General features: G+C 67.3%; 18 protein-coding genes. 6 read left to right on the top strand and 12 right to left on the bottom strand.

Features of this window, described 5'->3' with window-relative positions; translation table 11 throughout:
• Positions 1-29 precede the first annotated feature (29 nt).
• The gene (locus A3CU_RS0140195; protein WP_027946979.1) at positions 30-1,202 is read right to left on the bottom strand and encodes an AAA family ATPase; all 1,173 of its coding nucleotides are present in this window, start codon (positions 1,200-1,202) and stop codon (positions 30-32) included.
• An 834-nt stretch (positions 1,203-2,036) separates the two neighbouring features.
• On the opposite strand from A3CU_RS0140195, the gene A3CU_RS0140190 reads away from it, so the two are divergent.
• Positions 2,037-2,477 (top strand): winged helix-turn-helix transcriptional regulator, encoded by a 441-nt coding sequence (locus A3CU_RS0140190; protein ID WP_027946978.1) that lies wholly within the window; start codon positions 2,037-2,039, stop codon positions 2,475-2,477.
• Between the two features lie 98 nt (positions 2,478-2,575).
• Here the strand turns inward: A3CU_RS0140190 and A3CU_RS0140185 are convergent, their stop codons facing one another.
• On the bottom strand, positions 2,576-5,650 hold the full coding sequence (locus tag A3CU_RS0140185) for a BTAD domain-containing putative transcriptional regulator (protein WP_245617541.1): 3,075 nt from the start codon (positions 5,648-5,650) through the stop codon (positions 2,576-2,578).
• A gap of 199 nt (positions 5,651-5,849) precedes the next feature.
• Entirely contained in the window at positions 5,850-6,290 is a 441-nt protein-coding gene (locus A3CU_RS52005; RefSeq protein ID WP_084144207.1) for a hypothetical protein, read from the bottom strand.
• Between the two features lie 248 nt (positions 6,291-6,538).
• On the opposite strand from A3CU_RS52005, the gene A3CU_RS0140175 reads away from it, so the two are divergent.
• Positions 6,539-7,090 carry a DUF4262 domain-containing protein gene (locus A3CU_RS0140175; protein ID WP_043844200.1) on the top strand — a complete coding sequence of 184 codons (552 nt, stop codon included), beginning with the start codon at positions 6,539-6,541 and terminating at the stop codon, positions 7,088-7,090.
• Between the two features lie 51 nt (positions 7,091-7,141).
• Positions 7,142-7,756 (top strand): GNAT family N-acetyltransferase, encoded by a 615-nt coding sequence (locus tag A3CU_RS0140170; protein WP_169739752.1) that lies wholly within the window; start codon positions 7,142-7,144, stop codon positions 7,754-7,756.
• A gap of 403 nt (positions 7,757-8,159) precedes the next feature.
• On the opposite strand, the gene A3CU_RS49165 is transcribed toward A3CU_RS0140170, so the two are convergent.
• Positions 8,160-8,645, bottom strand: coding sequence for a pilus assembly protein TadG-related protein (locus A3CU_RS49165; protein ID WP_245617540.1), 486 nt, complete (start codon positions 8,643-8,645; stop codon positions 8,160-8,162).
• 192 nt (positions 8,646-8,837) lie between these two features.
• Between A3CU_RS49165 and A3CU_RS49160 the strand changes: the two genes are divergently transcribed.
• Genes A3CU_RS49160 through A3CU_RS0140150 form a run of 3 tightly spaced genes read left to right on the top strand, consistent with a single transcriptional unit; the run spans position 8,838 to position 11,849 of the window.
• The gene (locus A3CU_RS49160; protein WP_084144205.1) at positions 8,838-9,854 is read left to right on the top strand and encodes a tyrosine-type recombinase/integrase; all 1,017 of its coding nucleotides are present in this window, start codon (positions 8,838-8,840) and stop codon (positions 9,852-9,854) included.
• A complete protein-coding gene (locus tag A3CU_RS0140155; protein WP_027946973.1) occupies positions 9,823-10,137 on the top strand; it encodes a helix-turn-helix domain-containing protein in 315 nt (104 codons plus the stop codon). The genes A3CU_RS49160 and A3CU_RS0140155 overlap by 32 nt, the downstream gene beginning before the upstream one ends.
• Positions 10,134-11,849, top strand: a complete 1,716-nt coding sequence (locus A3CU_RS0140150; protein WP_211246635.1) for a hypothetical protein — start codon at positions 10,134-10,136, stop codon at positions 11,847-11,849. The genes A3CU_RS0140155 and A3CU_RS0140150 overlap by 4 nt, the downstream gene beginning before the upstream one ends.
• 58 nt (positions 11,850-11,907) lie before the next feature.
• Here the strand turns inward: A3CU_RS0140150 and A3CU_RS49155 are convergent, their stop codons facing one another.
• From A3CU_RS49155 to A3CU_RS0140110, 8 genes are all read right to left on the bottom strand, one after another.
• On the bottom strand, positions 11,908-12,336 hold the full coding sequence (locus A3CU_RS49155) for a TadE/TadG family type IV pilus assembly protein (protein ID WP_245617539.1): 429 nt from the start codon (positions 12,334-12,336) through the stop codon (positions 11,908-11,910).
• Between the two features lie 127 nt (positions 12,337-12,463).
• A complete protein-coding gene (locus A3CU_RS49150; protein ID WP_084144225.1) occupies positions 12,464-12,937 on the bottom strand; it encodes a TadE/TadG family type IV pilus assembly protein in 474 nt (157 codons plus the stop codon).
• 14 nt (positions 12,938-12,951) lie between these two features.
• On the bottom strand, positions 12,952-13,140 hold the full coding sequence (locus A3CU_RS0140135; RefSeq protein WP_027946971.1) for a hypothetical protein: 189 nt from the start codon (positions 13,138-13,140) through the stop codon (positions 12,952-12,954).
• Between the two features lie 34 nt (positions 13,141-13,174).
• Positions 13,175-14,068, bottom strand: a complete 894-nt coding sequence (locus A3CU_RS0140130; protein WP_027946970.1) for a type II secretion system F family protein — start codon at positions 14,066-14,068, stop codon at positions 13,175-13,177.
• 6 nt (positions 14,069-14,074) lie between these two features.
• Positions 14,075-14,989: a type II secretion system F family protein gene (locus tag A3CU_RS0140125; RefSeq protein WP_027946969.1), complete on the bottom strand. Its 915-nt coding sequence runs from the start codon at positions 14,987-14,989 to the stop codon at positions 14,075-14,077.
• Positions 14,977-16,413, bottom strand: a complete 1,437-nt coding sequence (locus A3CU_RS0140120) for a TadA family conjugal transfer-associated ATPase (RefSeq protein ID WP_027946968.1) — start codon at positions 16,411-16,413, stop codon at positions 14,977-14,979. Before A3CU_RS0140120 ends, A3CU_RS0140125 begins: the two co-directional genes overlap by 13 nt.
• Positions 16,410-17,315 carry a CpaE/TadZ family protein gene (locus A3CU_RS49145; RefSeq protein ID WP_052373024.1) on the bottom strand — a complete coding sequence of 302 codons (906 nt, stop codon included), beginning with the start codon at positions 17,313-17,315 and terminating at the stop codon, positions 16,410-16,412. Before A3CU_RS49145 ends, A3CU_RS0140120 begins: the two co-directional genes overlap by 4 nt.
• Positions 17,315-18,028, bottom strand: coding sequence for an SAF domain-containing protein (locus A3CU_RS0140110; protein WP_027946967.1), 714 nt, complete (start codon positions 18,026-18,028; stop codon positions 17,315-17,317). The genes A3CU_RS49145 and A3CU_RS0140110 overlap by 1 nt, the downstream gene beginning before the upstream one ends.
• Positions 18,029-18,048: the final 20 nt, after the last annotated feature.

The raw sequence follows: 18,048 nt of genomic DNA, 5'->3' as shown, positions 1-18,048 counted from the left end.
CGGTGGATTGGCTGTCTGGCGGGGCGGATTCAGATGCGGGAACCGAGGGACAGCGGGGCGACGGTGCCGCCGAACACGTCGCGCACCACGGCGGCGACGATGGCGCGGTCGTCTTCCGGGGCAGTGCCGACCAGGTTTCCGGCGGCGGCACTCGCGCCCAACACGTCGGCGATCTTTTGGAATGCCAACAGCTCCCGCAGTTGGGGTGCCCATCCGACCTCACCGTTGGCCTGTCGGGTGGCCAGGTTGCGGGCGATCTTGACCGCGCGGCGGTCGATGTTCAGTTGCGCAGCGAGGTCGTAGTCAGTGGACACGTGGATCTGCGCGGCGAACCGCGACGACAGGGCATCGGTGAGCACCGCGCCATGCACGCCGGGGTTGTGTCCGGCGACCACGTAGAAACCCGGTGCGGCGTCGATAACCTCGCCGCCGTTGGCCTTGATGATGATCTGGCGGCGTCCGTCCATCGCTGGGTACACCACGGCGAGCACGGTCGGCGGGATCAGGGTGGCGTCGTCGATGAACAGGGTCCGACCCTCGCGCATCGCGCGGACCAGGGGGCCGTGGACGAACACGTACCGCCCGTCCCCGGTTTGGGTGTACTCGCCGACCAGGTCGGCGACCGTGGTGTCCCCGTCGCCCTGCACCGTCACCAAGTCCGGAAACGCCGCCTCGACCACTGACGTCTTCCCGGTTCCGGGCGGTCCGTACATCAGGGCCGCGACACCTGCCTCGCGGAGCTTGCGCAGCGCGGTCACATCCGGCATCCCCGACAACTGGCGGGGGTGGTAGGCCATGCCGTTCGGGCGCATCACGGGACCGGTGACCGGTGCCGCCGAACTCGCCCCGGACATGGCGGGCGCAGGTGTGACGGGGGTCTTTTTGGGGCGGCGCGGGTGGGAAGTGCTAGACGTGGCGGGCGTGGTTGCGGCGGAGGCGGTGGTCGCGGTCGCCCGGTAGGCCAGCGGCGCGGTCGCGGCGAGTTCCGCCTCGCCCCGGTCGGCCAACACCTTGCACGCGTTGCCCACCGCGCCTGATGACCGGTTCAGGGTGTGCGCGATGGCGCGGGGTGTCAGGTCCTGCCCGGACTCGGCGAGCACCCGCGCAACCATCGCGCGCAGCTCACCGTTACGCAACCGGGGCACCGACCCACCCGACGGGGCGGCGGTAGCGGATGCCGGGTGCGGGGTCGGCGTGGTCATCGCGAGTCCTTTCGGGTATCGCGCGGCGGACGGGCGCGCATTCTGCGGGACATTTCCGGTTATTTACGGGTGGTCTTCGTTGGACATAGCTCGCGCCGGGCGTGGTATTCGATGTGATTTCCGGTTCCCCGGCGACAATTCAATTATGACTCTGCGCCGTGTTGCGTGCAACCGAAAACGCCGCTCTTTTTCAAGACTCTTTCCGTGCCTGTTTGGGTTCCCGCAGGTCGACGACCTGGGCAGGCAGTGTCGACAGTCGAGAGCGAAAAGTTCGGCGGGGTCGGAAAACAATAGAATCGCACGATAGGAAATGAAATAAGAAAACAAGAGGAGTGAGGAATGTGGGAGGCGAGGCGAAATATGTAGCCGACCGAACAGGGTTAGGAGGACGGCCGCCCACGCAGTCCGCCCCGATGTGTCTACCGGCTTGTGGCCAAGCGAGTCTGGGATACCAGCGGATCCCCTTACGGCCCCGGTGAGCAGCAGCTTCGCCAGGCGTAGGGGGTGGTGGTCTAACGTGATCCCCCGTCTGAACCCCATCCTGATCCCCTGTATGAACCCCTGTCGGGCGTCACGATCCGCGCCGATGATCCCGCCTGTGATGACTGTTGGTGACAAGTGCTCACGGTCGTTTGAGTAGGACTACGGTGGCCGAGTTCGGACTGTTCGGAGTAATGTCGGGATTGTCATGATCCACGTGTGGGAGACGCGTCGTGGCGGGGCGATCGTGTTGACCAGACGGGATCGGGCATGCGGCAGGTCGAGGGGGACTCGGCCGAGTAATGGGACAAGTGGCGCGGTGAGGGTGTCGTGCCGCGTACAGGGGAGGTACTCATGGCCGTGGACGGGGAGTTGCTGCGGCAGTTTTATGACGTGAAGCAGTTGCTCAACGACAAGTGGGCGCCGGCGATCCTGGTGACTCTTGCCGAAGGTGAAATGCGGCGGGCTGACATTCTTTCCACGATCAATTCTTTTTCCTATGGTGCGGAATGGTCGGACAGGCAAACACCGCTGCAGGATAGCATTTTGGCGCGCGCATTGAAGAAGATGACCGAAGAGGGTCTTTTGGTGCGCACCGAGTCCAATCCGCCGACGTTTCCGGCTGAGGTGTATTACTCTTTGACTCCACCGATGGAGGAGTTCTTGGTCGCGATCGGGCCGGTGCGGGAGTGGGCGCGCCGCCACAAAGATCTCATCGCGCGCGCTCAAGCTCACCGTCGGCGCAGCGGTCATGACCACGACAAGTCGCCCGGCGCCGACGATGCGGGGGAGTAGGCTTCCCCGCCAAAACCCATGGTGGGACGCGTGCGGGCGACCCAGCCGGGCGGATGCCGGGTGAGGCACGCCGGCGGTCGTCGTTGCCGCGGTCATGGTCAGCTGGCGGCGTGACGCCGCGGGATGGTCGCATCGGGTTGGGGTCGCCGTGCGGGTGTGTCAGTTGTTGTCCGGTGGTGTTGCCGTAGCCGGGTCGCGAGTGTGATGGCGTGCTCGCTGGGTGCCTCGTTGATCTCGGCCAGTCGGGTGGTCAGCAGGGCCAGGGTGCGGGGGATGGCGTCAAGCTGCCCGAGCCGTTCCTGTAGTCGCATGATGTCCCGGTAAAGGGCCTCGTTGTGTGGATCGAAGGCCCGTGCGATCTCCAGGAGGTCAAGTGTCTGTTGTGGATCGTGCTCGACCATGGCCCGTGCCAGGGCGGCTACGGCGTCGATGGCGTCGCGGCGGGTCGCCTCCCGTGCAGGCTCGATCCACTCGATCTTCGACATGCCTTCGGCTAGGGGCCCGCTATAGCTGGTGACGACCTTTCGGTAGGCGTCGATCCGTTGCTGCTCGGTGGTGGCCGTGCGGCGGGCAGTGACGGCCTTCGCGAAGCGCCAGTAGTCCACATCGACGATCGCCGGATCGAGCTGGTAGTGGCCGTTGTCGACGGAGGTGATGTCGGTGACCGCACCGCCGGTGGCCGCGGCGAAGTCGCGGCGCAACCGGGATAGCGCGGTGTGCAAGGCGTTGGTCGGGCGGGCCGGTGGCTGGTCGCCCCATAGCGCCGAGACGAGCGAGTCGCGGGTGGTACCGCCAGGATGCAACGCCAGCAGCACCAACAGTTCCTGGGTCCGGGGCTGCAGCGCCCCGGTGATTTCCCGCTCCTCGTGTTCGACGGTGGTGGGGTCTGGATGCCAGTGCACGCGCAGGGCGCCCAGCACCGTGATGGTGACCGGAACCCGTAATGCGCCAGCTTCACAGTCTGATCTGGACATGGGCTCGGCGACAGGCGCGTGCATGTTGGGCGTTTCCGGTTCGTCCACGATGGTGCGGGACGCGGCAGGTTGTTGGGGCGCAGCGGCTTGTGGGCACTGGCTCGGGGCAGGTTCTGGTGGGCGCCTCGAACCAAGGATCTCTAACTGGGTGTCGGAAGTTGCCGGTGGGTGGCTCGCGGCAGTGACCTCCAGTGGGGAGTCGGGGACCGGTTCGGCGTCGGTGTGGTCTGAGTGGCGTGTGCCGAACAGGTTGGGCTGGCGGGGAGCTTGGTCGACGGCGGTGTGGGCCGGCACGATCCTGGGCCTCGATACCGGCGATATGACGGTGTCCTCCTCGATGGCTGAACGAGGGTCGGCTTGGCTCAACAGGGTCAGCACCTCGGCGGTGTGGTTGTCGCCGAGGTGGAACATGTGGGTGCCGCGCAGGGCCTCGCCCAGCCCGGGCCCGGTGGCCGAGATCGTGCCGTCGGCGCGGACGTAGCAGGTGATGCCGGGTTGCCACTGGCCCATAAGAAGCCCGGTGACGCCGAACGGCGCGCCGTTGTCCAGGATCGCTTGCAGCCGCTGGTGTTGTTGCTGCGGTGGTTGGGCCACCAGCACCAGGGCCGGCCACACCTGCGGCGCGGTGTCCTGTTCGCGGTGGGCCGCCGCGCGTACCAGGGTTTCGGCCTCCAGCGCATCGAGCGCTGCCTGGAGGTTGTCGACGACGCGCAGTGCTGTGGGCAGGTGCGTGCGTGTGGCGGCGTGCCCGAGCAGGGCAGCCAGATCCTCGGCGGGGACCACCACCGTCGCGCCTGCCGCCGCGGTTGACGTGAGGGTGGCCAGCAAAAGCGCGCGTACCGCGCCAGGGGCGCCGGGACCTACGAGGCCGAGACCACGTGCCCTGGCCAGGTTCAGGGCGATCTCACGGCCGTCACGCACGCCTAATCCCGGCGCGCACGAAGGAGGCGAGTCCGGGTCGGACGCGCCGACCACCAGGGGCGGCGAGGGGACGTGCTCTCCTCGGCCACCCTGGTCGGTGTTCTCCTCAAGGTCGATCTCGTCGTCCTGGTCGGCCCGCAGGTGCGCCAAGCGCAGTTGGTAGACCACAGGCGCCACCGGGAGGTCGTCGCGGTCGCCGCTGCCGGGCCGGTATCGGGCGCGGTAGCGGCGGCGAGCGACCACGAGCGCGGCGCTGACCGCCGCCGCGAGTCCCAGGCCGACGAACAGCTCTGGTCCCCATCGCGTTCCCGGCTCTCGCGCGGGCGACGACGGTTCCGACCCTGTTCCGGTCAGGGCTGGCGGTGTCGGGTGGGTCGCCGGTGCCTGGGTGGAGGGAACAGGCGTCGATGGTGCTCGGCTGGCGGGTGGCGGGCTCGTGGTTGACGGCGAACTGGTGGGTGGCGCGGTGCTCGTCGGCGTAGGTGAGATCGCCGGAGGGTTGGGGTTCTGTGTCGGGGATGTCGCCGTGGTCGTGGGGAGGAGAAGCTCCTCACCGGGAAAGATCAAGCTCGGCTGGGTGAGGGTGTGGCCGCCGGGTTGGGGTTTGCCCTTGTTGAGTTCGAAGATCTCCGGCCAGCGCGCTCCATCACCGAGGGTTCGCTCGGCGATCCGCCACAGCGAATCGTGCACCCCGTTCGCTGGTGCCCTCACCACCACCGAGGTAACGGATACGGGCGCGGTTCCGGTCGTCGAACTGCCGCCCGACCATTGCGTCGTAAGGACAACGTTCCGCACAGCGAGGGCCTCACCGTGCGGTTGCGCGTGCTGCCAGGCCGGTGCGGTCGCGACCACCTCCGAGCCGGTCCCGAGCGCGGTCGAGAGCACAGGAGCCGAGGCCGGCGCTGATCGATTGCCCAGGAGGGACAACATGACCCCGCCCACGAGCACAGCGGCGAGCGTGTGCACCGGCCCGACGGTCGACAGGTCCGGCAACCGTGCCCCCCGCACCACCTCCATCCCACAGCGACCAACGTCGACGGTGAAGGCGGCCCACGTGATCCAGCACAGGCAAGCCAACACATCCAGCACGAACGTCGTAGTCATCGGGCCCAGCAGCACGCCTTGGACCTCTGCCAAGGTCGGGATGTGATGCGGCAGCGGCCAGCCGATGTAGTGCCACAACGCCCACGGCAAACCCGCGACGAGCGCGAGCAGCATCATGGCGGCGATCAGCCCCCGCACGACGCGGCCGACGAACCGGGACGTCTGCACCACCATCGACCAACCACGACGACCCGTGCTCGACGGCCGGACCGGCCTCCGGCGAGGGGCGTTAGATGACGTGGTCACGATGTGCTCGATTTCTCGGCTGTACAGGGTTTTATGGCTTGACGATCACCACCCGCAGGGCGCTGGAAGCACACGATCTGGCTGTGGCCTGGACTTAATACCCCATCCGAGGTGCGGTTGTGCGGCGTCATGTGACCTCCGCCGGGATATGCGCGTGTGGGGCGCTGGCGCCAGGTGTGGCGGGCCTTCTCGGCGTGGCTTCCCGACCCGCGTCCGGTGTCGTCGCCGAAGGCGGTTCTGCGCTGGTGTCGTTGTTCGCGCCCGACGGGTTGGTGGGTGGCCGTTTGCGTTTGGCGCGGGTCGGCTTTCGGGTCGTGCGCGCGGTGAGCCATTGTGTGAGATCGGATGCCGGGACGTCGGTGAACCGAGCCAGTTCGTCGACGTCGATGACATCCTGGGCGGAAGCGAGGACATCGCCGAGTTCATGCTCGATGCCAGCCAGCTGCTCGACGACGGAAGCCCGCTGCTGGGCGAGTTCACCGACCCGCTTGGCCGCAGCGGCTCTCCTCGCACTGCGGGCCGCATCGTTTGCCTCGACACGGCGTTCGATCTCCTCAGACGTAGCCATGCAAATTCTCCTTTCTTTGACACGCTGGGCAGGCGTGGGATCGACACGGTCATGGCTCAACTGTCTGAACTGTCGTGAGTTCGTTGATCGACCGCGGCCCGAGGTCGCGCCCTTGTCCTGGTGGACGTGAGTTCGGTCGATCGCGTAGAGAATCCGACCGGTGGTCGAGTTTCCTGACAAGATGCCGAGGTAGACACGTGCGCTTCGCGTCTAACCAGGAACGTGGCGGCTTCGTTACTGTTCTCGCTATGTCCACTGACAACACATCTATCTGTCGATGCCTGGTCTGTCAGGACTATGGCGACCGAGACCAGATCGACGACGTCGACGCCAAGTTGATCAGTAACATCGACCAGACAGGCTGGGGCGTTCTGGCGATTCCTGAGGACGACACGAGTCCCGGCTGGGCTTTTACGGTCGGCCTGTGGCACTCCTATCGGGTACCCGAGATCGCACTGTTCGGCCTTGACCCTGCGATCGCGATGCGGTGTCTGAACACGGTCGGCGCTCAGGTCGCTGCCGGCCGCACCCTGAGCGCGGGCGACGAACTTGATGAGGTCCTCGGCAACGACTACCTCGTTACCGTCCGGTCCATCGATGAGGGCTGGTACGCAACGTTCTTCGGCGCCGCCATGGGCTTCTACCGAGTCACTCCTGCCGTGCCCTTCCTGCAACTGCTTTGGCCAGACCGCGATGGCCGGTTCCCAGGAGACAACGACTTTGCCCCACAGTACGAACTCCTGCAACCGCAGCTCTGGCTGAGCCGGAACCAACACCCAAGAGGCCCCTGGACCAGCTAATCCGCCGATATCAGCCGTCGCACCCAATAGAAGAACCCTCGAAAGGTGACCGTGACTGACAACCGGAACATCGGCGCTGGCCCGCTCGCGCACCAAACCGGCGGAGACGTACGCCAACCACCTGACCTGCGCACGGTCGGTCCCCGAAGCAACGACCTCGTCACGCTCCGGCCATGGCTGCCGAGCGACTTGCCCGTCATCGCTGAAGCCAGCCGAGATCCGTACATCCCGCTGATCACCACCACTCCGAGCGTCTACACCACAGAAGAAGGCCACGCTTGGCTGCGCCGCCAACACGATCAGGCAGCCGAAGGCAGAGGACGCCCGATGGCGATCACCACGACCGAGAACGGGGACGTGGTCGGCATGGCCGCGATCAACGGCATCAACTGGGCGCACCGTCGAGCTGCCGTCGGTTACTGGATCCTGCACCGCTACCGGGGGCAGGGTTTCGCCAAGGCCGCGCTCGAGCTGCTCCCAGACCTTGCGCGCGAGCTGGGTCTCCTCCGGCTGGAAGCGCTTGTCGAGACCGACAACCATGCGTCCCAAGCTGTCTGCAGGGCAGTGGGATTCACCAAGGAAGGAACACTGCGCTCCTACTACCGCATCGGCGACAAGCAACGCGACATGGTCATGCTTGCCAACCTGCTGCCCCCAACAAACTGAGTCCCTCGCGTACGTCAGCCAGCGCGTGGGCCCATGACGCGGCGGACCACCACTCCACCCGAAGGGGCATTCAGACAGTTGCGACATCCGCCGTCGCCAGAGTACGCCCACGTCGAGCACGCCTGGGCGCGGGCCAATGACGGTGTCACCACAGGACTCGGCATCGACGAAGCTGACACCAGGACCGACGAGGTGTGAGCTGGTGCGTAGGAGCCTGCGGATGACCGCTGCCGAACGTGGGATCTGGAAGTCCATCGAAATGCGCCCCCGGCCGGTCGAGGCTGGGCTGGAGATCAGCGCTGAGCAGAGCCCAGCTACCTCAGCTGCGCGATTCTGATGAGCAAGGCATACGCCGGTTCCGGAACCGAAGCCAGATCCGACAGACATATAAGAGGCGTGCACGTCAGTTCCCGCCAATCCCTGTTCCAGAAAGCGCGAACCCGGGGTCTTCTGTCACCACCCCGCGTTGGGGATGGGCGCTGCCAATGCCATGGACGGAGAGGCGGGAGATCCCGACCATGCCCAGCAGTTGGGTGCTTTGGGTGGTGGTGATCACGACGGTCACGGTGTCTCCGGAGACAGTCACGGTTCCAGATGCGCCTACGGTGGCCAGATAGCGTTGTGCATCAGCCACGGCCTGGGTGGGCAGGAGCTGCAGGGTGCCGGTGTTGCGATAGGCGGCCAGATCGATGGCCTGGGCGCCGGCGCGGGCTGCGGCCTCGGCCTGACCGTTAGCCTTGACCTTGGTTGCGAGCGCCATGCCGCCGTCCAGGGTGAGCCCGGCCAAGGTGAGGATCCCGATGGCGAGGACCACAACGAACGCGGTGGTCCGGCCCTCGTCGGCCCGCCACCAACCGCGCTGGACGGTGCACCGTCCCCGACAGATCATGACCCACCTCCAACGGCGGTTCTGGTCACTGTGGGAACTCCCGCGGGTTGCTGATGGGCATGAAGGGGCTGGTGGGGCTCCTGTGCTGGCCAGGGTGGTTGCGCTCGTTCGCATAACGATTCCGACCATTAGTCGAGATTCCTGACAGACTGTCGACTTCTGCGATGTCTGGTCGATCAGTACGCGCTGGCGATGGCCGGCGCGGGGATCACCGACAAGCATGTGAGCGACCATCGCACCGCGGTGTTCGAGTTCGCCCGGTTTGTCGGGCGACCGGTGTGGACGATCGTGCCCGAGGACGCCGACCGGTTCCTTGGTTATCTGCGTAAGGACCGGGCGCAGGCGAAAACCACGGTGCAGAGCAAGGCGTGGAAGCTGGCCCAGTTCTTCGACTTCCTCATCACCCGGTATCAAGGCGACCTGCACGCATTGACCGGGCACGTCGTGACGCAGCCGATCGACGAGTTCAACCGTCCGGCAAAAGCCGTCTACGGTGCCCCGCGAATCCCGCCGAGCCAGGACGAGGTCGACCGCTTGTTCAACGCGTGGCGCACGTCCTTGCCCGAGGCGCGGAAGTATCTTCCCGCGGCGCGGGACTATCTGGCCGCGTCGCTGTGGCGCCGCGCCGGTCTGCGGATCAACGAGACCGTCATGCTCGACATTCGTGACTGGCGACCAGATCTCGGCGAGCTGGGCAAGCTCCACATCCGGTTCGGCAAGGGAAGTCAGGGCCGGGGACCGAAAACCCGGCTGATCCCGGCGATCGACTCGGTGAACGCGTTGATCACCTGGTGGCTCACCGACGTGCGCCACCAGTTCGGCAATGACTACGACGATCCCGACGCGCCGTTGCTGCCCAGCGAGCGCCGCGATCCTCATACGGGCAGCTGTCTGCGCGCGGGGGACGACGCACTGCGGACCGGGCTCGCCGGCGCGGTCACCCGCTGGCTGCCGGCGTGGAGCGGTAGGCTCAGCCCGCACGGTCTGCGGCACTTCTGCGCCTCGTCGCTCTACGCCAGAGGCGTTGACCTCAAAGCGATCCAGGACTTGCTTGGCCATTCTTGGCTGTCCACAACGACCGGTTACATCCACGTCCACGACGACCACATCGAGCATGCCTGGGCCACCGCCAACGACCGGGTCGCGGCCCGACTCACAACCGGAAGGGAGATCACCGATGCGCTGGAATCTGCGGATGAAAGCCGCTGAACGCGGCATCTGGAAATCGACCGAGATGCGCCGCCAGCTCGCCGCGGCGGGGCTGGAGATCAGCGCAGGCAAGATGTCGGCGCTATGGACCGGAGCCCCGACCTCGATCCGCCTCGACGACCTCGATGTCATCTGCGCCGTGCTGGACTGCGATTCCGCGGAGTTGCTGATCTGCGAACCTGACAAGGTCGCCGCCCGCCGCCCCACCCAGGCAGCCGAAGCCTCCGCCGGGCCGTCTGTCACACCACACCTGGGCCGCAACCGAACGCTGCCTCCCGCGTGAGCCACGGACACAAGAACCTGTGCGTGGTCTGCCGTGCGACACCGGTCGCGATGGCCCGCGTGGACTACTGCTTCAGCTGCTGGCCAGGCGGGCCGGTCACCCCGCCACCCTGTCTGCGCTGCGCCTCCCGCATCGACTACTACGCGTCGGGTCTCTGCCGCCGCTGCCACCCCTCGGCGATCCCGCGAGTCGAGTCCTGCCGCGACTGCCACGCCTGGGGCGCGACCCGCACCCTGGGCTGGCTCTGCCGTGGTTGCGACGGCTGGCGTCGCCAGCACAAAACGGTCGCCGAATGCTGCATCTGCCACACTACTGCGCACCTCAGCGGCCGCGGATCCTGCCGGTTGTGCCACAAGCAGGCCAGCATGGTGCGCGAGTTCGGCAAGCCACTCGACCTGATCGGCGCCAACCGCTATGGCCAGCAACTGTTCTTCGCCGGGATGGCCTTCCAACGCGAGACCCCACGCCCGCCCCGGCCACCCCAGACACCGACACCGTCGCTGATCCAGATGACCGCGGGCGACCAACACGTACTGTTCCCTGTCCAGCGGGACCTCGCCGCCCGCGGCCGCGCTGGACTCCCGCAGCCGCCCGATCCCATCCTGGCCGCTGAACTCGCCCAACGCGCTCGCGACCACGCCGCGCAGCATGGCTGGACAGCCAACACCACCGAGGACACCTGCCACGGCCTGCGCATCCTGCTCGGTCTGCAAGACACCCCTGGCGCGCCAATCAAGGCCAGCGAAGTCGCCGCGCTGCGCGGCATCGACCTGCCCGTCTGGACCGTGTTGGAAGTCCTCGCTGACGCCGAGCTCCTCGAGGAAGACCGGACCCCCGCGCTCGACGCCTGGTTCGACCGCAACATTGCCGGGCTCCCCGAGACTATGGCCGACGAACTGCGCACCTGGTTCGACATCATGAAGAATGGGTCCGTCATCCCACCTCGCCGCCGACCGCGCAGTCCCATCACAATTCGCCTGCATCTGCAATGGGCCCTGCCCACCCTGCACATCTGGGCCAAGACCGGACACACATCCCTTCGGGAAATCGACCGCACCACAATTCTGGAATCCTTGCCTCCCAGCGGAAACCCACGCGCCGAAGCAGGCCAAGCACTCAAATCGATCTTCAAGATCCTCAAAGGACAGAAAGTCCTCTTCACCAACCCGACCGTCCGCATCAAAACCAGCAACAGCGAGGAACACCAACTGCTGCCCGCCGACCTCACCAACCTGCGTGAGGCGATCAGCTCGCCGAAACCGGCCCAAGCCCTCGTCGTCGCCCTGATCGCCTTCCACGCCCTGACACCGAGCCACATACGCGCGCTGCAACTCACCGACATCCGCGACGGCCGACTCCACCACGCCGGCCGCACCATCGTGCTCGCCGCCCCCGTCCGCGCACGGCTGAGCGCATACCTCGACTACCGCAACACCCGCTGGCCCAACAGCCTCAACCCCCACCTGTTCCTGCACTACCGCACCGCCGGACGCACCATCCCCGTCGGCCAGCGCTGGGTGAAACTCACCATCGGCCCCGGCCTGACCGCCACCTCCATCCGGCAAGACCGCATCCTCGACGAAGCCCGAGCCACCGACGGCGACGCCCGCCGCATCGTCGACCTCTTCGGCCTCAGCATCAAAGCCGCTACCCGCTACACCACCGACCTCGACCACCCCGACCTCACCAACTTGCCGACGACCGAGCCCTGATCGACCGCCAGTTCCCCAACCGACGCACGCACACACGGCCATCCACATCGGACACACGTCAGTTCCCTCCCAACAGACCTTCAGAATTCGCGAACTCACGGGGAACCGCGCGCCAGGTGTCGACGGGCTCGATCGCGGTAGCGGACAGGCTTTTCTGGCTTGGCACGCCGAGAGTCAGCGCGTCGCCGAAGTCCACAGTGCAGGTGAGGGTCACGCTCACCGTGCCGCCCGGCTGCATTCCGCCGGTGGCGGTGGCCACCGTCAGGGATGAGCAGCTCACTCCGGCCGAGGACAACGCGGCCGAGGCGGTGTCTTGGGCCGCTGCGGTCGCGGCGGCGGAGATGCGCTGGATGCTGGCCGCGCGAGCGGCTTGGTGTGCGGCGTCGTTCAGCCGCAGCCGCGCGTCGACGCCGCGGTGGATGAATACAGCGACGAACACGAGCAGCATGACCAGAAACGGTGCCGCGAGCGTGACTTCCGCAGCCACGGAACCTCGGTCCGCGTGCCACCAGGCCAGCCACCAACCCAGGCCGCCGTGGTCCCGTCCCAGCGGCCGTCCCGGGCCATCGCGTGGGGGCATGTGCGATAGCGGCGTGTTCGTGGTCATCGCTGTGTCACCCGCCGCTGGTGAGATTCGGGACGAAACGTTCGACCGGACCGGCCGCCTCGGCGTGCACAGGCAGATGCAAGAACGGGATCACAGGAGTGGCGGTGCCGCTGATGCGGATCGACGCCGAGGCTGCGGTGCGGTCGGCGCTCACGCTGGCGCCGGTCAATGGGCCGCGTGCGAGCCGATCGAGCATCTGCTGTGCGCTCGCGCTGCCCGCGGCCGCGGTGCCGTTCTGGGCTCGCGCGGCGGAGAGTCCTTGGGAGGCGGCGGCTTGGGCGACGTGTGTGGCGTGCGACCATAGCGCGAACTGCACGATTGCCAGCAGCATCAACAGAAGCAATGGCGTCGCGATTACCAACTCAACGCTGACTGCCCCACGGTCGCCGCGCAGCAGCCGCCGGATACGCCTTGGAACAAGGGGCGGGTCACCGGAGTCGGCGTAGTGGCCACGCCGTCGTCGGGACAGCAGCGTGTTCATCGTGCATGTCATGGCTATAGCTCGATGCCGTTGGCCTTGGTGGTCACCTTGGCGATGATGATCGCGATGATCACCAACGCGGCAGCTACCAAGAGTGCGGTCACCAAGACGGTTTCGGTCGAGTACCCAGCTTCGGGTTGCTCGCGCAGCAGGTCCCACCGTGCTTTCAGCGTTGTCCACAATGCCAGCAGAAGGGCGTGCATCGGGTTCTCCTCCCTCTTATCGTGCGCCGCGAACTCAGAGTCCATTCAGGACTTCGGTAAGCGCGGGGTAGGCGATGAACGCCAAGAAACCCAGGAATAGCGCCATTACCGGTAGCGACATGCGTTCGGTGGCGGCCTGTGCTTCGCCTTCGGCGTCGGTGAGCAGATGGGTGCGCAGCGTGGCTGCCTTCGCGGCCAGTGAGGTGCGAACCTTGGCGCCCTCGGTGCCCGCGAGGCTGACCGAGGCGGCGAGTTCGGACAGTTCGGTGATGCCGAGTTCCTCACCAAGTTGGCGCAGCGTGGTCCACGGGGTGGTGCGAGTCAGGCGAGCGGTGTCCAGAGCGCGCCGGATTTGCACGAATGTCCAGCCGCGACCGATGGCGACCGAGTCGTTCAACGCGCTGTCGACCCCGGCACCTCCGGCAAGGGTGATCCACACCAGGTCCAGGTAGGCCGACAGTGCATGGCGGAATCCGGTGCGAAGTTTGGCCGCCTCAGAACGAGCTTGCAGGTCGGGCAGGACGAATCCGGCAGCGGCCAGCACCAGCCCGGCGATGATGGGGAACTCGACGCCCAGCGACAGCCCGGCGAGGGCGAGTAGCAGGTGCGCCAGGACCGGTACGAGCAGCCCGGCGATGGACAGGGTCGCCTTCTCCGCCAGGTGGGTAGCGACCGGGCGACCGATGACAGCCAGTTCTCGGGTCAGGCGCGCTCCGGGTAGACCGAGGGCGCGTAGCGGGGCGATGAACGGCCGGCCGAGTTTGGTGGCCCAGCTGGTGTCCTCGGTGACCAGGATCGGGGTCGGGGCAGTAGCGGTCGTGCTGCGTTTGAGGACTGCGCCGAGGGCGGGTCGAGGCGGGAACAGCCAGACCGCCAGTGCCCATAGGCCGACGCCGCATCCTGCTCCCAATATGAGTGCGGTGATCACGGCGGGTTACACCTGCCTTTCGGCGACGAGCGGAGTCTGGCTCGTGGCCGTCTCGCCGGCGGTCAGGAATCGGTCCGGTTCGGGGAGCGTGGCGATCCGGACGAGCCAGGCGAACCCGAATCCGAAAAGGACACCGATGCCGAGCAGGACGATTTGCCCGGTGACGGTGTCGTAGGCGGACAGGTAGGCGCGGTTAAGCAGCACCACGGCGACGGCGAAGGTCAGAGTGGTGCCCACGATCACCCGCACCGAGGTGCGGGTGCGGGCACGTCCAGCCTCGACGCGCATCCGCATCGAGGCTTGTTCCCGGGCAGCGTGGGCTAACGAGCCGAGCAGATCGGACAGCTGGCGAGCCTGTTGCTCGGCGGCTAGCACCAGCGCGGCGATCACGAGGTCGCCGGTGGGATCGGCGAGCCGATCAGCCAGTACACGGAGCGAGGGCGCCAGGCGGTCTCCGTTCTCGATTTTCGTGGAGAGGTCGGTGATCTCGTTGCGAATCGGCGCTGGGGCCAGCGACGCGGTGGCGAGGATGGCCTGCTCCAGACCGGCGGCAGCCGAGAGCGTGTCCCGCAGCATTTCGGTCCAGGTCGCGATGGCTTCGATCCGAGCGACCCGGCGGGCGTGCTCGGGATCTCCGCCCAGGATGTGGGGGAGCGCCCAGACCGCGAGCCCGGCCAGTACGGCACCCACGATCCATCCGGTGGCCACACCGGTCAGCACGCCGACCGCGACGGCCAAGCCGATCCGCAGCGTCCTGCGTTGGTCCCCTGGGACGCGGCGGGACCGCGCCTTGCGCGATGGCCGGTTCGGGTCCGTTCCCCGCCAGCCGAGGATGACCAACAACAGGCCGACGCCCACGCCGAGGCCGAGCGCGGTAGACAAGGCGGTGATGGCGCCGATCGTGACGTTCACCGGGGCCACCACCCGTCGGGCTCCTCCAACACGCCAGGGTCCAGCCCGGCGTCGACGAGGTCGTCCAGGGTGTCGCTGCGCAGCGCCCCGGCCACCGGGCGGGCGCGTCGGTCCACACCGGGCCGGTAGACCTCGTTGGAGATCACCTGCGGTCCGTCGGCGCCGACGACCTCCCGGATCGAGGACACCACCCGGGTGGTGCGGTTCAGGCCGCGAGCGAGGTGCACGACGAAATGCACCGCGCTCGCCACCAGTAGGTTGGTGGCCTCCAGCGGGAGCCGTTCGGGGCCTTGGGCGGCATAGGAGGCCAAGCGAGTGAAGGCGATCCTTGAGCTGGATGCGTGCAAAGTAGCCATCGAGCCGTCGTTGCCCTGGGACATGGCGTTGCACATCGGGATGACCTCCGGACCACGGATCTCGCCGACGATCACGCGGTCCGGGCTCATCCGCAGGCCCCACCGGACCAACTCCGCCTGAGAGATCGCGCCCTCGCCCTCGACATTGGGCTCGCGGGCCTGGAACGCGGTCACGTCGGCGTGGATGTCGGGATCTCGCTCCAGGCCGAGCTCGAAGGCGTCCTCGATGGTGACGATCCGCTCCATCGGCTCCATCTCCGAGGCCAGCGCTCGCAGCAGGGTGGTTTTGCCCGCCCCAGTACCGCCGGTGATCAAGACGTTCTTCCTGCTCTGGACCAAGGCGCGCAGGAACTGCTCCAGGCCGGGGTCAAGGGTGCCGCGAGCGCGCAACTCGGACAGGGTCACGGTGAGGTACCCGTGGCGGCGGATCGACAGCGAAGTCACCCCGCCCGCGGTCAGGCCCATGACCGCGAACAACCGTTCCCCGCCCGGCAACTGGAGGTTCACCGCCGGGGAGCCGTAGTCGAAGCGGCGTTCCTGGCTCGACGCCCGTGCGGCGAGCAGCCGTACGAGGTCGGTCAGTTCCTCGTTTGAGTCGGCGATGGGGCCGACCTGGGCACGGTGGCCGTCGGTGTATTGCACGAATACCCGGTCGTAGCGGTTGGCGTTGATCGTCTCCACCGTCGGGTCGTCCAGTAGCGGCTGGAGCCCGGCCATGCCGAACAACTCGTTGATCATCTCGGTCATCACCCGCTGCTCAACTTCCCGGCCCACGAGCGCGCGGTTCGCCATCAGCTCGTTCTCGCTGTGCACCCGCACCGCGTCGTCCAGGACCGTGCGGGCCAGTTCACGGCGGCCTTCCCGAGTGACCGTGGCGCCGGTGCGGCCCTGCTGGGCATCCACCCGCTTCGGCAGCTCGGAGCTGAGCGTGTCGCGCAGATGCTGGCGAAGTCGCCCGACGGCCTCGATGTTCGGCATGCGCTCCACGCCATCCGTGCTGAGCTGCCCACTCCGATCGTGCTGCTGGTGGAGGCGCAGAGGCACCGGTGGCGGGTAGCCGTTGTTCGAGTGAGTCATGACGCGTGTCCTCCGCCCGGATTTCCGGTGGCATCCCGGCCGTGATGGGGATGTTGGGGTGGCGGGGCGAGCCGCAGACCGTTGGTCTGGAGCGGGCTCGTGGGCACGGTCTGCAAGATCGGCATCGGTTGGCCCTCGGTCGGTCCCTGGCGCGGCAGTGCGGGAGGTGGTGCTTGTTCGGCGAAGAGTGCCTTCGCTACCTTGTGCGCCAGCTGGCCCAATGCGGAGTGTGCCGGTCCGCTACGGCCCCATCGCAGGGCGCTGGGTCGCCCACACAGCACCGCCGCGCCGCGCGGATCGTCCGGAATACGACCCAGCGGCTGCACACCGAGTTCGCGAGCGACCTCGGTCGACGAGTAGCCCTGCCCGACCAGCAACATCACCGGATGCGGAGTCCAGCGGCCGAGAGTCGGTAGCCGGCGCGCCAGGTGCGCGAGGTCGTCAGCATGCGCACGGGTCAACAAGATCATCGCGTCGGCCGAGCGTACGACCGGCATGGCCGGTGATCCGGTGTCGATCCGTCCACAATCCACGATTACTGCCGCATCCGGCGCATTGGCGGGGACACGCAGGACGCGCGCTCCACTGGTGGGGTCGGTCAGCGCGGACAGGGCAGCTCGGGCGCGGTCCGCATCCGGTGGCGCCGTCACCACCGGTAGCCCACCCGGCAGGGCTTGCGCGTGCTGCCACAGCAGTGCCGGGTCATCGCTGCGCCGGGCTGCAGCCGCCAGGCTCACCAGGCTCGGCGCCGACCCCAACGAAAACCGGACGCCGACGTCCCCGCCAGAGGGGTCGGCCTCCACCAGCAGCGCGCGTGCCGATGCCGGCCAGCGCGCGGCCAACGCGATGGAGAAGGTGGTCACGCCCGGCGAGCCCTTCACACTCACGACGACGACCAACATCACCGATCACCGCCTGGCAGCATCACAACCGACAGCTGGCCGGCGGGCACGGCGGCGATCTGGTGGGCTGCGGCGGGGCTCACTTGCACCGAAATGACGGTGTTCTGCTGGTTCGGCGGCGCTGTCACGCTGGTCACCACCGCAGGCCACACCGTTGTGGAGTACGGAGCCGGCGGGCTCGCGAGCGCGGCGCCCGCCTGGCCGGGTACGAACACCACCGACACGTGCGTTCCCGGCGACACCTCCGGAGGGAACTGGCCCGCCTTCAACGACAACGCCGCGAGCGCCTGCCCTGCCGCGGGAACCCCGGCTCCGCTGACCGCATCCGGGGTCAACAAGGCTCCGGCAGGCAGGCTCGTCGACATCGTCTTGCCCACTACGCTCGCCGCCTGGCTAACGTCCATAACGGATACTCCAGGGTCGACGGCGACGTTGACCTGCTTGAGATCCTGCGCAGTCAACACCTGCCCGACCGCCACGGGCCGCGCCAGCGCGAGCACTGATTCCCGGTTCCCGGAGTTCAGTGACACCACGGCAAACGCGGCGGCACAGGCCAGCACCAACAGCGCGCCCAGCAGCAGATGCGGGAGACTGCGTGGCCGCCTCAGTGCGCGCAGCCGCGAGGCAGGCTTCGTGCCTTCCGTGGCCCAGGAGCCGGTGGCCGACGACGTGGACCGGTTGGTGCCCGGCTGGGTTGTGATGTTGCTGGTCATGCCGTACCTCCAGGCATGGG

Source organism: Amycolatopsis taiwanensis DSM 45107 (assembly GCF_000519205.1).
Classification (GTDB): Bacteria; Actinomycetota; Actinomycetes; order Mycobacteriales; family Pseudonocardiaceae; genus Amycolatopsis_E; species Amycolatopsis_E taiwanensis.
Note: the sequence above shows the minus strand (reverse complement) of the source record. Positions and strands in the feature narration are given on the sequence as shown.

Excerpts from the sequence above, each read along its gene's own strand:
- A3CU_RS0140195 (WP_027946979.1), bottom strand. The coding sequence starts at position 1,202 with ATGACCACGCCGACCCCGCACCCGGCATCCGCTACCGCCGCCCCGTCG.
- A3CU_RS0140190 (WP_027946978.1), top strand. The coding sequence starts at position 2,037 with ATGGCCGTGGACGGGGAGTTGCTGCGGCAGTTTTATGACGTGAAGCAG.
- A3CU_RS0140185 (WP_245617541.1), bottom strand. The coding sequence starts at position 5,650 with ATGGTGGTGCAGACGTCCCGGTTCGTCGGCCGCGTCGTGCGGGGGCTG.
- A3CU_RS52005 (WP_084144207.1), bottom strand. The coding sequence starts at position 6,290 with ATGGCTACGTCTGAGGAGATCGAACGCCGTGTCGAGGCAAACGATGCG.
- A3CU_RS0140175 (WP_043844200.1), top strand. The coding sequence starts at position 6,539 with ATGTCCACTGACAACACATCTATCTGTCGATGCCTGGTCTGTCAGGAC.
- A3CU_RS49165 (WP_245617540.1), bottom strand. The coding sequence starts at position 8,645 with ATGATCTGTCGGGGACGGTGCACCGTCCAGCGCGGTTGGTGGCGGGCC.
- A3CU_RS49160 (WP_084144205.1), top strand. The coding sequence starts at position 8,838 with ATGGCCGGCGCGGGGATCACCGACAAGCATGTGAGCGACCATCGCACC.
- A3CU_RS0140155 (WP_027946973.1), top strand. The coding sequence starts at position 9,823 with ATGCGCTGGAATCTGCGGATGAAAGCCGCTGAACGCGGCATCTGGAAA.
- A3CU_RS49150 (WP_084144225.1), bottom strand. The coding sequence starts at position 12,937 with ATGAACACGCTGCTGTCCCGACGACGGCGTGGCCACTACGCCGACTCC.
- A3CU_RS0140135 (WP_027946971.1), bottom strand. The coding sequence starts at position 13,140 with ATGCACGCCCTTCTGCTGGCATTGTGGACAACGCTGAAAGCACGGTGG.
- A3CU_RS0140120 (WP_027946968.1), bottom strand. The coding sequence starts at position 16,413 with ATGACTCACTCGAACAACGGCTACCCGCCACCGGTGCCTCTGCGCCTC.
- A3CU_RS49145 (WP_052373024.1), bottom strand. The coding sequence starts at position 17,315 with ATGTTGGTCGTCGTCGTGAGTGTGAAGGGCTCGCCGGGCGTGACCACC.
- A3CU_RS0140110 (WP_027946967.1), bottom strand. The coding sequence starts at position 18,028 with ATGACCAGCAACATCACAACCCAGCCGGGCACCAACCGGTCCACGTCG.